Origin of the sequence: Halospina denitrificans (assembly GCF_004364635.1) — a bacterium.
Lineage (GTDB): Bacteria > Pseudomonadota > Gammaproteobacteria > Pseudomonadales > Oleiphilaceae > Halospina > Halospina denitrificans.
Window position 1 is genome coordinate 496,600 of the sequence record NZ_SOAX01000001.1, and the last position, 13,683, is coordinate 510,282.

13 protein-coding genes are annotated in these 13,683 nt (G+C 59.9%); 3 read left to right on the top strand and 10 right to left on the bottom strand.

Annotation, left to right across the window (positions count from 1 at the left end; genetic code table 11):
* Positions 1–70: 70 nt before the first annotated feature.
* The 7 genes from DES49_RS02350 to speA form a co-directional block, all read right to left on the bottom strand.
* Positions 71–1,675: an MFS transporter gene (locus DES49_RS02350; protein ID WP_133734761.1), complete on the bottom strand. Its 1,605-nt coding sequence runs from the start codon at positions 1,673–1,675 to the stop codon at positions 71–73.
* A gap of 65 nt (positions 1,676–1,740) precedes the next feature.
* The gene (locus DES49_RS02355) at positions 1,741–3,081 is read right to left on the bottom strand and encodes an MFS transporter (protein ID WP_133734762.1); all 1,341 of its coding nucleotides are present in this window, start codon (positions 3,079–3,081) and stop codon (positions 1,741–1,743) included.
* A gap of 187 nt (positions 3,082–3,268) precedes the next feature.
* The gene (locus tag DES49_RS02360) at positions 3,269–4,804 is read right to left on the bottom strand and encodes a BCCT family transporter (protein WP_133734763.1); all 1,536 of its coding nucleotides are present in this window, start codon (positions 4,802–4,804) and stop codon (positions 3,269–3,271) included.
* 68 nt (positions 4,805–4,872) lie between these two features.
* Entirely contained in the window at positions 4,873–5,616 is a 744-nt protein-coding gene (locus tag DES49_RS02365) for an SDR family NAD(P)-dependent oxidoreductase (RefSeq protein ID WP_133734764.1), read from the bottom strand.
* Positions 5,617–5,630: 14 nt separating this feature from the next.
* Positions 5,631–6,278 (bottom strand): ChrR family anti-sigma-E factor, encoded by a 648-nt coding sequence (locus tag DES49_RS02370; RefSeq protein ID WP_133734765.1) that lies wholly within the window; start codon positions 6,276–6,278, stop codon positions 5,631–5,633.
* Positions 6,275–6,907 (bottom strand): sigma-70 family RNA polymerase sigma factor, encoded by a 633-nt coding sequence (locus DES49_RS02375; protein WP_133734766.1) that lies wholly within the window; start codon positions 6,905–6,907, stop codon positions 6,275–6,277. Before DES49_RS02375 ends, DES49_RS02370 begins: the two co-directional genes overlap by 4 nt.
* Before the next feature lie 83 nt (positions 6,908–6,990).
* Positions 6,991–8,898 (bottom strand): biosynthetic arginine decarboxylase, encoded by a 1,908-nt coding sequence (gene speA / locus DES49_RS02380; protein WP_133734767.1) that lies wholly within the window; start codon positions 8,896–8,898, stop codon positions 6,991–6,993.
* A 124-nt stretch (positions 8,899–9,022) separates the two neighbouring features.
* Between speA and speE the strand changes: the two genes are divergently transcribed.
* Positions 9,023–9,910 carry a polyamine aminopropyltransferase gene (gene speE, locus DES49_RS02385; protein WP_133734768.1) on the top strand — a complete coding sequence of 296 codons (888 nt, stop codon included), beginning with the start codon at positions 9,023–9,025 and terminating at the stop codon, positions 9,908–9,910.
* Positions 9,911–9,913: 3 nt separating this feature from the next.
* On the opposite strand, the gene DES49_RS02390 is transcribed toward speE, so the two are convergent.
* A complete protein-coding gene (locus DES49_RS02390; RefSeq protein WP_133734769.1) occupies positions 9,914–10,363 on the bottom strand; it encodes a DUF4124 domain-containing protein in 450 nt (149 codons plus the stop codon).
* 196 nt (positions 10,364–10,559) lie between these two features.
* Here DES49_RS02390 and DES49_RS02395 point away from each other — a divergent pair, with 196 nt between their 5' ends.
* Positions 10,560–11,414, top strand: a complete 855-nt coding sequence (locus tag DES49_RS02395; protein ID WP_133734770.1) for a class I SAM-dependent methyltransferase — start codon at positions 10,560–10,562, stop codon at positions 11,412–11,414.
* Positions 11,415–11,462: 48 nt separating this feature from the next.
* Here DES49_RS02395 and DES49_RS02400 read toward each other — a convergent pair whose 3' ends face one another.
* Both DES49_RS02400 and glnK read right to left on the bottom strand, forming a co-directional pair.
* Positions 11,463–12,704: an ammonium transporter gene (locus DES49_RS02400; RefSeq protein WP_133734771.1), complete on the bottom strand. Its 1,242-nt coding sequence runs from the start codon at positions 12,702–12,704 to the stop codon at positions 11,463–11,465.
* A 74-nt stretch (positions 12,705–12,778) separates the two neighbouring features.
* Positions 12,779–13,117, bottom strand: a complete 339-nt coding sequence (glnK, locus tag DES49_RS02405) for a P-II family nitrogen regulator (protein WP_133734772.1) — start codon at positions 13,115–13,117, stop codon at positions 12,779–12,781.
* Positions 13,118–13,426: 309 nt separating this feature from the next.
* Between glnK and DES49_RS02410 the strand changes: the two genes are divergently transcribed.
* Complete coding sequence (locus tag DES49_RS02410) at positions 13,427–13,681, top strand: accessory factor UbiK family protein (RefSeq protein ID WP_133734773.1); 255 nt, start codon at positions 13,427–13,429, stop codon at positions 13,679–13,681.
* Positions 13,682–13,683: the final 2 nt, after the last annotated feature.

Here is a 13,683-nt window from a genome sequence, read left to right on the forward strand (position 1 = left end):
ACGCAGAAAGCCCCCGGAGTCGGGGGCTTTCTGAATCAGTTTGGTCGAGTCCTGTAGGGGGCGATCCCAGTCAGGGGTTTTTGAATTCGGCCTTCGGGCCAAGGTAGTACCACCAGTTCACCACCAGGCAGACTGCGTAGAACACCGCGAAGGCATAAAGCGCGTTCTCCGGTGTGGTCGCCTTGATCTGCTCACCGAAGACCTTCGGGATGATGAAGGCGCCGTAGGCGGCAACGGCTGAGGTCCACCCCAGCACCGGCCCGGCCTGCTCACTGTTGAACACCTGGGCAATGGTCCGGAAAGTGGAACCGTTACCAATGCCGGTGGCGGCGAAAAGCAGCAGGAAGAGCAGCAGGAAGGGGAAGAAGAATTCCTGCGGCGTCTGGGAGGCATAAGCCAACTGCATGTAGTAGGCAACACCCAGTGAGCTGCCAATCATGACCACCGCGACAACACCTGTTACCAGCGCACCGCCCACCTTATCCGCAATCCAGCCGCCAACAGGGCGGATCAGGGCGCCGATGAAGGGGCCCATCCAGGCCCACATCAGGGCGGAGGGGCCATCCGGATTGGCGGTGTCATGGGTCATCACACCATCAACCATGATGTGCTGATACCCGAAGATAACCTTGATCGCCAGCGCAAAGCCCGCGGAGAACCCGATGAAGCTGCCGAAGGTCATGGTGTAGATCAGGCTCATCACCCAAGTGTGCTTATTGGAGAAGATCTTGAACTGGCGCTGCAGGTTCGGCTTGATTTCACCGGGGATGAGCTTCAGAAGCATCACGGTACTGAACAGGATGCCCGCAATGACAGGCCACTTCACCCAGTCCGCCGTGCCAAGTCCAACCGGCTCGGGAAGGATGATGTAGAGTCCGATCGCCGCCGTGAAGAAGCCGATCAGCAGCATGCCCGTGATCTTACCGAACGCGCTGAGCGGGCTGCCGATATTCGGCGATACCGCCTCGGTGCGGATATTGTCCATGCCGAACCAGCCGGCAAAGGCCAGCGGAATCAGGAACAGCAACCAGAGGTAGCCCGCGTTGTGGATATAGGTCTCACTGCCGGCGGGGATCTTGCCGATCAGGGTGCCCGAGCCATTTTCCAGGATCATGGGGGCACCACCGAAAACGCCGATGGTCATGAACAACGGTACGAGGATCTGCATGGTCGTAACACCGGCGTTACCCAGCCCGGCATTCAGCCCCAGGGCCAGCCCCTGCTTTTTCTTGGGGAAGAAGAAGCTGATGTTCGACATGGAAGAGGCGAAGTTACCGCCCCCAATACCAGAGAGGAAGGCCAGGATCTGGAAGACCCAGAGCGGTGTTTCCTTGCTCTGCAGGGCGAGGCCGGTTCCGATGGCCGGAATCATGAGCAGCGCCGTGGTAAAGAAGATGGTGTTACGGCCACCCGCAATGCGGATGAAGAAACTGCTGGGAATTCGCAGCGTGGCGCCGGTCAGGCCGGCGATCGCCGTCAGCGTGAACAGCTCTCCCTTGGGAATCGGGAAACCCAGGTTGAGCATCTGGACCGTGATGATGCCCCAATAGAGCCAGACCGCAAAGCCGCACAGCAGGCTTGGGATCGAGATCCACAGGTTGCGGTTGGCGACCTTCTTTCCTGTCGACTCCCAGAAGTCGGGGTCTTCGACATCCCACTTATTGATTTCACCCATAATAAGGCTCCGGATTAATGTGAATGAATCGGGTTGAGGGGGAGGCGGCGCCTCCCCGCTTTCTATCAGGTTTTAGCGGTACTGCCTTCATTCCCGTAATCAAGCTGGATTTCAGGGAGGTCCCGGGCGCTCTGCTCTTCGCCACGCTCGGGATAGCGGCGCCGTTCCATGCGCACGATGGCACCGTGCATCCAAAGCATCGAGACCAGCACCAGCAGGAAGAGCAGCATGAAGCAGCTTGTCCAGACGCCGAGCAGATCGTTGAGGCCACCAAACATGATCGGAAGGAAGAAGCCGCCCAGGCCGCCGATCATGCCGACAAGGCCGCCCACGGAACCGACATGGTCGGGGTAGTAGACTGGAATGTGCTTGTAGACAGCCGCTTTGCCCAGGGACATCACGAACCCGAGGAGGATGGTCAGCACCACAAAGAGAGTCAGGGGCACCCCGAAGGAGAACTCAATGGGCCCTTCAATCCCCTCGATGATGTACCGGGTCTGCGGATAGCTCAGAACGAAAAGGCAGAGGAGAGAAACCCCGTAGGTCCAGTACATGACCGCCCGGGCGCCCATCCTGTCGGACATCCAGCCGCCCAGGGCCCTGAATACTGAGGCCGGAAGGGCATACATGGCCGCCAGCATGCCTGCCTGCTCAAGGCTGAGGTCGTAAACGCTGACGTAGTAGTTGGGCAGCCAGGAGGCGAGTGCCACGAAAGCGCCGAAAACGAAGAAGTAATACAGCGAAAAACGCCAGACCTGAAGGTTCTTCAGGGGAGCCAGCTGCTCTTTGACCGGCATCGGTTCACTGCCTTCTGAAGCGCGGCGCTGGAGACGTGGATCGTTTTCGGTCATGAACCAGAAAATCACGGCCATGGCAGCCAGAACAACAGCGTAGACCTGGGCGGTCATTTCCCAGCCAAGGGCGACCACCAGGAATGGCGCCCCGAAGTTGGTGACAGCGGCGCCCACGTTACCGGCGCCGAAGATGCCCAGTGCCGTGCCCTGGTGCTTCTTGTCATACCATTCCGAGGTGTAGGCGATCCCGACGATGAAGGAGCCGCCGGCAAGCCCGATGCCCAGGGCCGCGACCAGGAAGAGGCCATAGGTGGTGACCGTTGAGAGCAGGAATACCGCTACGGATGTGGCAAGCATCAGGATCGTGAAGACCAGCCGGCCCCCGAAGCGTTCCGTCCACATACCAAGAAAAATCCGGCTGATGGAGCCGGTCAGCACCGGTGTCGCGACCAGGAGCCCGAACTCGGTATCCGAGAGCCCCAGGTCCTGCTTAATCTTGACCCCGATAACAGAGAAGATGGTCCACACCGCGAAGCACACGGTGAAGGCCAGGGTGGAAAAGGCCAGTGCCTTGTGGGCCTTGGGTGGGTCGTAATCTTTTTCGCTCAGCATGAGACACTCCCGAATTGAATCTATGGTGAGTCGATTAACGCATGCTGTCGTCGCTACAATCGTTGAGCTTTATCAATAGAAATGGCGGTTACCCCATCAGGTGGATGGGGTAATACCCCTTTTAAGCCAGATAGTTACGAAAGGTACTCCCTTTTGTTGAAGGGAGTACCACCTTTGGGGTAGGGGGTCAGTCTTTGCCACTATGAAGTAATGGCTCCTCCTGCTTGAGAGCCCTGAAAAGGCTGACGCAGGCGACGAGCAGGATGACGGCAACGGGTAGTCCGGCGATCAATGAGCCCGTCTGCAGGCTGTTGAGTGCCTGTTCCCCGCCAACAATCAGAAGCGTGGCCGCAATGGCACCTTCCGTGACGCCCCAGATCACGCGCTGGCGCTTCGGTGACCGGGTGCTGCCGCGGGAGATGAGGGCATCCACCACATGTGTTCCCGAGTCGGATGAGGTTACGAAGTAGGTTGCGATCAGCAGCGTCGCGATGCCGGAGGCCAGGGTCGGAAACGGCAGCATCGAGAGTGTGGTGTAGAGGGCAACGGTGGTGTCCTCGGCAACAGCCGCGCCAATGGCGGTGCCCTCACCGAACATCTCAAGGTGCAGCGCCGTGCCGCCAAAGGTGGTCAGCCAGGCAAAGACGAAAAGACTGGGCAGGAGCAGGACTCCGGCAATGAATTCGCGGATGGTCCGGCCACGGGATATGCGGGCAATGAAGATGCCCACGAAGGGCGACCAGGCGATCCACCAGGCCCAGTAGAAGATGGTCCACTCCTTCTGCCATTCCGAGTTGCCAAACGCATCCGTGGACAGGCTGATCTGTGTGAGCTGGTTGAAATAACTGCCGATGGACTCAAGGAAAAAGCGGATATTGAACAGGGTGGGGCCGACGATCAGGACGAACACCATCAGAAGCATCGCGAGCCCCAGGTTGAACAGGCTCAGCCATTTCAGGCCCCGGTCGAGCCCGGAGATGACTGACATGACGGCGACGCCCGTAATGCTCGCAATGATGCCCACCTGAACCCATTGGGAGACCGGTATACCCGTGAGGATATGCAGGCCGGTATTGAGCTGCATGGCCCCGAAACCGAGCGAGGTTGCCAGCCCGAAGAGGGTGCCGAACACGGCCAGGATATCGATCAGGTGGCCGATGTTGCCGTAGATGCGATCCCCGAGCATGGGGTAGAAAATGGATCGAATGGTCAACGGCAACTGTTTGCGGAAGCTGAAATAGGCCACCGACATCCCCAGAACCACGTAGATGGCCCAGGCGTGGAGTCCCCAGTGGAAAAAGGAGTAAACCATGGCCTGTCGGGCCGCGTCGGTAGTCGTACCGGCGCCCTCCGGCGGGTTCTCGTAATGCAGTATGGGCTCGGCGACACTCCAGTACACGAGTCCAATTCCCATGCCTGCGCTGAAGAGCATGGAGAACCAGCCGATAAAGGAGAACTCAGGTTTCTCATAGGGTTGGCCAAGGCGGATCGTGCCGTAACGCGACAGGCTCAGCCAGATCAGAAAGCCCAGGAAAATGGTGACGGCCAGGATGTAGAACCAACCGAAATAATGGGTAATGCCCGAGTGGATGATACCGAAGACCGTGTTCGCGGTATCCGAAAAGACCACGCCAAAAAGGACAAAGAGCACAATAACAATGGCGGAGGTGGTGAAAACGGTCGGATTGACCGTCGCAAAAAAGGCGCGGGATCGTTCTCTCATCAGGCTCCCCGTTTTCGGTTCGGCAATGGTCGCGTGATCGAACCACAACGGGGAGCATAAGCGCAACCTCACCAGGGCAGCGTCGACCCGTCCCAGTTGAGAAAGGAGCCGGAATCCTCAGGTGTCAGGCCATCGAGTACCTGCCACAGGTTGTTGGCGGTATCGGCGGGGCTGTGAACCCGGAGCCTGGCGAGTGATTGCTGGAAGGGGGCGGTCAGGTTGGTTTCAGTGGTGCCGGGATGCAGAGCCACCACTGTGGCGGGCTTGAGGCGCCTGCGTGTCTCTATGGCGAGGGTGCGCACGGCCATGTTCAGGGCGGCCTTGCTGCACCGGTAGGCGTACCAGCCACCGAACTCGTTATCGCCAATGGACCCCACTTTGGCGGAGATGGCGGCGATAAGCTTGGGGTCCCTGTGTCTCAGCCAGGGAATCAGGGCCTGGACCAGAAGGAGGAAGCCCAGGGTGTTGGTTTCATAGCTGTGCATCATGGCCTGGGGCTGGATGTCCTCCAGGCGTTTCTCTGGGAAGAGTTCCGGGCCGTGGAGTACACCGATTGCAAATATTACCTGCTGGATGCGCGTTTCGGCAGGGATAGATCTCTCGAACGCTGTTCTGAGATGATCCGGATCGCCAACATCCGCGTCGATCAATGTGGCCCGGTCTGGATAGGAAGACTGTAGTCCCAATGCCCCTTCTGAGTGCGAGGCATGACGGCTCAGGCCAATGATACGGGCCTCGGGGGCCCGGATGAGCTCGTGCTCAGCCATGGCCAGGCCGATGCCGCCGCTGATACCCGCGATCAGGGTTGTCATCCGGGTTTACCGCGTCAGCGGATAAAGGGGTTGAGCAGGCGCGTCAGCCGCCCGGTCAGCCTGACCGGGGCATCCAGGACCGACAGCGTAATGCAGTCCTCGCCATGAAGGGCCACTGGCTGATGGTCGTGATGTTCATCCAGGATCACAAAGTCTCCCTTGCTGAACACCCCGTTGCCATCCGCAAAGGCCCCCGTGAGTACCAGGGTTGCCTCCTTGCCGCCATGGGTATGCGAGGGCGCCCGGCCGCCGGCGCAGAGCTTCTGCAGGGTGACGCGTTCGTCCCCCGGGAAATAGTCGCTCAGGTCGCAGACGCTGACATCCGCCAGTTGCCGCTTCCAGGGCAGGGACTGAAGGTCCGTGCCAAGCATCTTCTCCAGGGGCGAGCGGTTATCTGTTTCCGTGGCCTGTTGTTCGTTGTCCGGTGGCTGTTCGGGATCGTCCAGCCGCGTCAGGATGCTGTCAAAGAGGTCGTCGGATACCTTGCTCGCGTGATGGCTGTGGTCAAGCATGATGGCGCCAAGGCTGTTCAGCATGTCCAGCTGGCTGCGGCAGTGGGCGCAGCGTTCGAGGTGCATCCGAATGCACAGAGCCATGGGTTCGGTGAGGGTGCCTGCACTGTATTCGGTCAACAGCATTTCATCAGGGTGGTGAACGCTCATAGATCCTGATCCTGAAGAATAACCTTGAGTTTACCCAGTGCCAGACGCACACGGCTCTTAACGGTTCCAAGGGGGATGTCCATTTCCTGCGCTACTTCCTGATGGGACTTGTGTTCCAGGTAGACCTTGGCAAGAACCGCAACCTGCTCTTCCGGCAGATGCTGGAAGGAGTCGCGGATGCGACGTTCGGCAATAATACGGTGAAGGGAGGGCACTGGATCCTTCTCGTCGTCGCCCGGGATCTGCCAGAGATCCTCCGTCTCGATCGCCATTTCCGCGCTGCCGCGCTGGATCTTGCGCAGCATGTCGATACGCTGGTTACGGGCTATGGTGAAGATCCAGGTGGAGGCGGCCGCCTTGCGCCAGTCGTAGGTGGAGGCGCGGCGCCAGATCGAGATCATCACCTCCTGCACCAGTTCTTCGGCCTGATTGGCGATGCCGTTGGAGATGGCGTAATACTTGATCTGGGGACCGAAATGCTCGAACAGCTGGTGGAAGGCGCCCCGGTCCTGGCTCGCCCCGACCTGCTCCAGAAGCTGGCTCCACTGGTCCTTGCTGCGCTCGCTGCGCCGGCTGCTGTCCTGTAATGGTGTCACGTTATGACCCTTGCCGGTGACCGACTTGTTCATCTGCCTGAGTTCCATTGTAGGTGCCCGTAATCGTTTTTGAAATCGATCATTGTTCAGGTTTACGGGTGGGCATCCGGAATGGATCAGTCCGCGGCGAGATAGGTATAGCTTTCCAGTCCTTTCCGAACCCGTTCCAGGAGCTGGTAGCCCTCTGACGGGGGCAGGCCGGCCTCATCGAGCTGGGCCGAAAGCTGCTCGAGCAGGCGCTGGGGGCGGTAGTTGACCTGCTCCAGGACGTTGGCAAGGGTCTGCCCCCGGGCCATGTGGGTCACACGGGGGGTGCCCCGACCATCGATCCGGATGTCCACGGCGTCGGTATCACCAAAGAGGTTGTGCATGTCCCCCAGGATTTCCTGGTAGGCACCGGTAAGGAAGAACGCCAGAAGTTTTGTGTCCTCGCCTTCGGGAAGGGGGAGGGTGGCCTCAATGCCGTCGCCGTCCACGTAGTGGTCGATGCGCCCGTCGGAGTCGCAGGTCATGTCCCGCACCAGCGCTCTCCGGGTAGGCGGCCGGAGGAGTCCCTCCAGGGGCAGTATGGGGAAGATCTGGTCAATGCCCCAGACGTCGGGCAGGGACTGGAACATGGAAAAGTTGACGAACAGCTTGCGGGCCAGCTTTTCATTGAGCTCATCCAGCAGGGCGCGATGAACCCGGTTGCCTGGATTCAGGCGCTGTTGCAGAAGCAGGCCGATGCTGTTGTGCACCTCTTCCGCCTGGGCCCGTTCCGTGAGCGAGACCAGGCCATGGGCGAATTCGGTCTGGATGTCGGCCAGCGCCTGCGCGGCGTCGTGGTAGATCTCGACGGGAGAGCGACTGCTGTCGGCTTCCTGCAGCATCCCGTGGTCGTTCCACAGGTTCCGCAGCGCAACGGGGGCATCGTCGGGGAGTGCCTCCGGAATACGGGTCCCCGGGTCCTCCTGGTCCACAATGTTGGTTACCAGGACCGCATGATGCGCCGTCAGCGCCCGTCCGGACTCGCTGATCAGATCCGGATGGGGCAGGTCCGCCTCCGCGCAGATTTCGCTGAAGGTCTGGACGACGTGCCGGGCGTATTCGTCCATGCTGTAGTTCATGGAGCAGGCGCTGCGTGAACGGGTGCCCTCGTAGTCCACGCCCAGACCGCCGCCAATATCAATGGTGGCCACTGGTGCCCCGGCTTCATGGAGTGCCCGATAGAAACGCGCGCATTCCCGGAGTCCGGTCTGGATATCGCGGATATTGGCGATCTGGGAGCCCAGGTGGAAATGCAGCAGCTGAAGGCTGGCCAGCGCATCCGCTTCGCGAAGGTGTTCGATCATCTCGAGGATCTGGCTGGCCGAAAGCCCGAACTTGGACTTCTCACCACCGGTGTTCTGCCAGTTGCCGTGACCGATGGAGGCAAGCCGGGCGCGTACGCCGATAAGCGGCGAGACACCGAGTTCGCGTGCCTCCTCCAGAATCAGTGGCAGTTCCGACTGTTTCTCCACCACGATAAAGACCCGGTGCCCCAGCTCGCGGCCCAGTAGCGCCAGACGGATGTATTCCCGGTCCTTGTAGCCATTACAGACAATGACCGAGCCCGGCTTACGCGACATGGCCAGAACCGCGAAGAGTTCCGGCTTACTGCCGGCCTCCAGCCCGATCTGCCCGTTGCCCGCGGCGGGTTCGGCCTGGATGATCTCTTCCACCACGCGCCGCTGCTGATTGACCTTCACGGGATACACGGCTGTGTAGTGTCCCTGGTACTGGTGATCGTCAATGTGTTTCTGGAAGGCGGCACAAAGGCTGTTTACACGGTCATGAAGGATGTCGCTGAAACGGATCAGGACCGGCAGCCGGGCGCCCTCGGAACGCAGCTTCTCGACCAGCCAGGAAAGCTTCAGGGTGGTTTCGCCCGCTTCTCCGCGGGGGCGGATCAGCAGGTGACCGTCGTCGCTGATATCCACATAGCCATCACTCCAGTGGGGAATGTTCCAGGTGTGCATGGCGCGGCTGCGAGGATGGTCCGTCATGTGATGACTCCGATGGTATGGCTCCCGGGGCAATTGTAAGGCCCGGAAAGAATGTGGAACAGCCTTCTGTGTGATGCCCGTTCATCCTACAATACGGCCACTGCCCATCAGCCAGGAGCGCACGATGACCGGCCTTGACGATAACTGGTTTACCGAGATCTACGCGGAGGAATCCATCGCCTTTTCCCTGCGGATTCGCAATAAACTCCATGAGGAGACCACGCCCTACCAGACCATCAGCATCTACGAGACCGAGACCTTCGGCAACCTGATGGCCATTGACGGCTGTGTGATGCTCTCGGGACGGGACAACTTTCTCTACCACGAGATGATGGCACATCCGGTGCTGTTTACGCACCGCAATCCGAAACGCGTGGCCATCATAGGCGGTGGCGACTGTGGAACACTGCAGGAGGTGCTGCGGCATCCGGACATCGAGGAGGTCTGGCAGGCGGAGATCGACGAGCGGGTCACGCGCCTTTCCGAAACCTGGTTCCCGGAACTCTGCACCGCCAATACGGATCCGCGCGCGAACTTCTTCTTCGGGGATGGCATCAAGTGGGTCCAGGATACGGACCCCGGTTATTTCGATATCATCATCGTGGACAGCACTGATCCGGTGGGCCCCGCGGAAGGTCTCTTTACCCGGGATTTCTACCGGGACTGCTTCATGGCCCTGGGCGAGAGCGGCCTTCTGGTGCAGCAGACCGAGTCACCGCTGATGGACGAGTCGAAATCCATCATCCGCAAGGCCCATGAGGACATGCGCGGCGCCGGCTATGAGCACACCAAGACGCTGCTCTTTCCCCAGCCGGTCTATCCCACGGGCTGGTGGAGCTGCACCCTGGCGGGCAAGACCACGCCCCCGGAATATTTCCGCGAGGCGGATGCCCAGGAAAAGCCGTTCCCCACGCGCTACTACACCGCCGATGTGCATGCCGCCGCCATGGCGCTCCCGCCTTTTCTGCAGGAAATGATCGGCGAGGACCATCCGCTTGGGGGAGAGGGCTGAGCGTCAGTCCCGGTACATGGCCTCGAAGGAGCCCGCGGAGAAGCCATCCAGCCGCTGGTCGTCATGGAGGATGACCGGGACGCCGTCCGCGTCCAGCTTGCGGTAATCGTGCTTCCCCCGCCCCCTTTCCTCAACATCGTATTCCCTGAACGGGATGTCGTTGTTCACGAAATAGTCCCTGGCTTTATCACAGACCCCACACCAGGAGGCGCTGTACATGACCACGGACCCGTCATCCGGGGAGAGGTGCTCGATGAGCTCATCGCCAGTGCGGGTTTCCGGGCTCTGGATGCTGTTAAGCCCTGACATTTCCACCTTTTCCGGATTCGAATGATCCGTGGCGGAATCGGAAAAGCTGACGTTGCCGTCTTCGTCGACCGACTTATAGATGTCCGCAGAGGCTGAGACGGCCGCCAGCAAAAGCAGCAACAGGGGCCAGTGGATGCGTGCCATTCAAATCAGTTCCTTGGAATATTGAGGTTTCTCGGGGTAATGATAGCCGACCCACCCGAGGAGAACAGACCCATCATGGAAGATTCTGCACGACAGCGACTCAGAGGTTAGCTGCCCGCCTCCTTACGGCGCCAGGTTGTTTTCAGGGAGTAATGGCTGCTATATCTGACCCGAACTGATCACCGGGAGCACCAGCTTGACGGATTCCAGGGACACCGCCTCCATCAGCTTCACGGGCCTCTATACCGGGGAGGTCTGGTATCGCAACGGACTCTCCCCGAGGTTCCTGTCCACCCGCTCGGGAGCCGGCCTCTATCACGCCATGACGCCCTTCGAATCGGCCAGCCGGTGGCTGGGCGGGAACAACCTGCGCGTGGTTCTGGTCCAGCGACACCTGCTGATGGATCATCTTCTGGAGCAGCTGATTCGTGAGGCCGGTGTCAGCCAGGTGCTCGAGATTGCCAGTGGTATGTCGCCCCGGGGTTACCGGTTCCGGAAGCGTTTCCCGCAAGTCACCTATGTGGAGACCGATATCCCGGGCATGGCGCAGCGTAAGCGCAGGGAACTGGAGGCGGCGGGCTGTCTGGGCGATCGTCACCGGGTTCTCCCCCTGGATGTCTTTCACAGCGATGGGGAGCGGGCACTGGAGACGGTCGTGTCCAACAACTTCCGGGAGGGCGAGCCACTGGTAATCATCACCGAGGGGCTGACCAGCTACTTCACGCTCGCCGACATGGAACCCTTCTGGCAGCGTCTGGCGGCACTGGGCGATCGATTTCCCGGTAGTCGCTACCTGATGGAAACCTACTACCTTCCCGAATCCGGCGTTTTCAGCGCCACCGTCCAACGTCTGGCGTTGCTGCTTGGCAGGCTGAGTGACAGCACGGTGAGTTTCCATTTCCGCAACGACGAGGAAATCCGGAGCTGTTTTGGCCGGCTCGGTTTCAGCGGAACCCGGGTACATGACCCGGCGGACTACTATGAGCTGCTCCCGGTTCCACGCAGCCGCAGGCAAACCCTGGTCAGGATTGTTGAAGGGGCGATCGGGTAGCAAAAAAAGAGGCGCCCGCAGGCGCCTCTTCCTTTAATCCCGTTTGAATCAGCCGTTGCCTTCGAACTCGGGATACGCTTCCATGCCGCACTCGGCCAGGTCCATTCCCTCGTACTCCAGCTCTTCGCTGACGCGAATGCCGACAGTGGCCTTGAGGATGCCCCAGACGACCAGGCTCGCCACGAAGACCCAGACGAAGATGGTCAGTGCGCCGATGATCTGGCCGCTGAAGCTGACGTCGCCGTTGGTGATCGGCACCAGCAGCAGGCCGAGCAGGCCAACGGTACCGTGGACCGAGATGGCGCCAACCGGGTCGTCGATGCGCAGCTTATCCAGGGCAACGATCGAGAACACAACCAGCAGACCACCAAGCGCGCCGAAGATGGTTGCCTCCAGTGGGGTCGGCGTGGAAGGCTCGGCTGTGATCGCCACCAGGCCGGCCAGCGCGCCGTTCAGAAGCATGGTCAGGTCGGCCTTGCCGAACATGATCCGTGAGAGGATCAGTGCTGCAATGGCACCACCGGCAGCGGCCGTGTTGGTGTTCAGGAACACGATGGCCACGGAGTTTGCCGAATCGACGGTGGCTGTGGCGAGAACCGAACCACCGTTGAAGCCGAACCAGCCCATCCAGAGGATGAAGGTACCCAGTGTGGCCAGCGGCAGATTGGCACCCGGGATCGCCCGGATTTCGCCATTCGCACCGTACTTGCCCTTACGCGGGCCGAGCAGGATGACACCGGCGAGAGCCGCTGCTGCGCCTGCCATGTGCACGATGCCGGAACCGGCAAAGTCAGAGAAGCCGAGGTCGCCCAGCGTGTACATGCCGAATACAGAGGCGCCGTTCCAGGTCCAGGAACCCTCAAGCGGGTAGATGAAGCCGGTCAGCACGACAGCAAAGGCGAAGAACGACCAGAGCTTCATGCGCTCAGCAACGGCACCGGAGACGATGGACATCGCTGTGGCCACGAACACGACCTGGAAGAAGAAGTCAGCTGACGGGGCGTAGGTGGAGCTGCCCTCGGCCATGCCTTCCTTGAAGCCTGAATCCGTGATTCCGGAGAGGAAGATGCCGCCGTCGTACATGATCGCGTAACCGCAGACCAGGTACATGATGCAGGCGATGGAGTACAGACCAACGTTCTTGGTCAGGATTTCAACGGTGTTTTTGGCGCGTACGAGACCGGACTCCAGCATCGTGAAGCCGGCCGCCATCCACATGACGAACGCGCCGCAGATCAGGAAGTAAAACGTATCCAGCGCAAACTGGAGTTCAACAACTGTGTTTTCCATAAATCAGCCCTCCGCACAAGGCTGTTGTAAAGTGAATAGAGTTACGTTGACCGTTCAGTGCATCGGCGAGAGTGTTACACCGCCTCTTCGCCGGTTTCACCGGTCCGAATCCGGACTGCCTGTTCAAGCTCGGTCACGAAAATCTTGCCGTCACCGATCTTGCCGGTGTTGGCGGCCTTCGAAATGGATTCGATGACCTGATCCAGCAGCTTTTCGCTGATGGCGATTTCGATCTTCACCTTGGGCAGGAAATCCACCACGTATTCCGCACCGCGGTAGAGCTCGGTGTGTCCTTTCTGCCGGCCGAAGCCTTTGACTTCCGTGACGGTGACACCCTGTACACCGATTTCAGACAGGGCTTCGCGCACGTCATCAAGCTTGAACGGCTTAATAATCGCTGTCACAAGTTTCATGGGTTTCTCCTTTCGTTGCCGGCCCAGCGGTACTGGGAGTGGCGACCTTGATCGGGGTGCATAATTGGCCCGCACCAGGTTGTGCGGACACTGGTCAGGCCTTTGCACGCCCTGTGCCAACGCAAAAATGCACTTAAAAACAGTCACTTAGTAAAGAATAAGCAGTGTGCGGCCGCTTATGTTGCCCCATTGTAGCGCATTCAGATCCTGAGTGATCCATTAAAGGGCATTCGTGTTGGGCTCTAGCTCGGGATACGAGGATTCCGCAGCTGTGGTAGCATTTATCCGGAATCATTAAGGAGCGGGATTATGCCAAAGAAACCCCAGGATCTTTTCTCGGAGCTGCGCGGCCAGTTCGATCAGTTCATGCCCGATATGGCAAAGGTGGCGCGGGACGATCTGGAACAGCATGCACGCATGGCCGTGGCCTCGGTGCTGGACCGACTGGACCTGGTCACCCGGGATGAGTTCGATACCCAGGCCGCAGTGCTGGCAAAAACCCGGGAAAAAGTGGAGGCCCTTGAGACGCGGGTGACGGAACTGGAGAATCGCCTGAACCAGTAATC

Coding starts and splice junctions, on each gene's coding strand:
- DES49_RS02350 (WP_133734761.1), bottom strand. CDS start 1,675: ATGGGTGAAATCAATAAGTGGGATGTCGAAGACCCCGACTTCTGGGAG.
- DES49_RS02360 (WP_133734763.1), bottom strand. CDS start 4,804: ATGAGAGAACGATCCCGCGCCTTTTTTGCGACGGTCAATCCGACCGTT.
- DES49_RS02400 (WP_133734771.1), bottom strand. CDS start 12,704: ATGGAAAACACAGTTGTTGAACTCCAGTTTGCGCTGGATACGTTTTAC.
- DES49_RS02410 (WP_133734773.1), top strand. CDS start 13,427: ATGCCAAAGAAACCCCAGGATCTTTTCTCGGAGCTGCGCGGCCAGTTC.
- speA (WP_133734767.1), bottom strand. CDS start 8,898: ATGACGGACCATCCTCGCAGCCGCGCCATGCACACCTGGAACATTCCC.
- DES49_RS02390 (WP_133734769.1), bottom strand. CDS start 10,363: ATGGCACGCATCCACTGGCCCCTGTTGCTGCTTTTGCTGGCGGCCGTC.
- DES49_RS02370 (WP_133734765.1), bottom strand. CDS start 6,278: ATGAGCGTTCACCACCCTGATGAAATGCTGTTGACCGAATACAGTGCA.
- DES49_RS02365 (WP_133734764.1), bottom strand. CDS start 5,616: ATGACAACCCTGATCGCGGGTATCAGCGGCGGCATCGGCCTGGCCATG.
- DES49_RS02375 (WP_133734766.1), bottom strand. CDS start 6,907: ATGAACAAGTCGGTCACCGGCAAGGGTCATAACGTGACACCATTACAG.
- speE (WP_133734768.1), top strand. CDS start 9,023: ATGACCGGCCTTGACGATAACTGGTTTACCGAGATCTACGCGGAGGAA.
- glnK (WP_133734772.1), bottom strand. CDS start 13,117: ATGAAACTTGTGACAGCGATTATTAAGCCGTTCAAGCTTGATGACGTG.
- DES49_RS02355 (WP_133734762.1), bottom strand. CDS start 3,081: ATGCTGAGCGAAAAAGATTACGACCCACCCAAGGCCCACAAGGCACTG.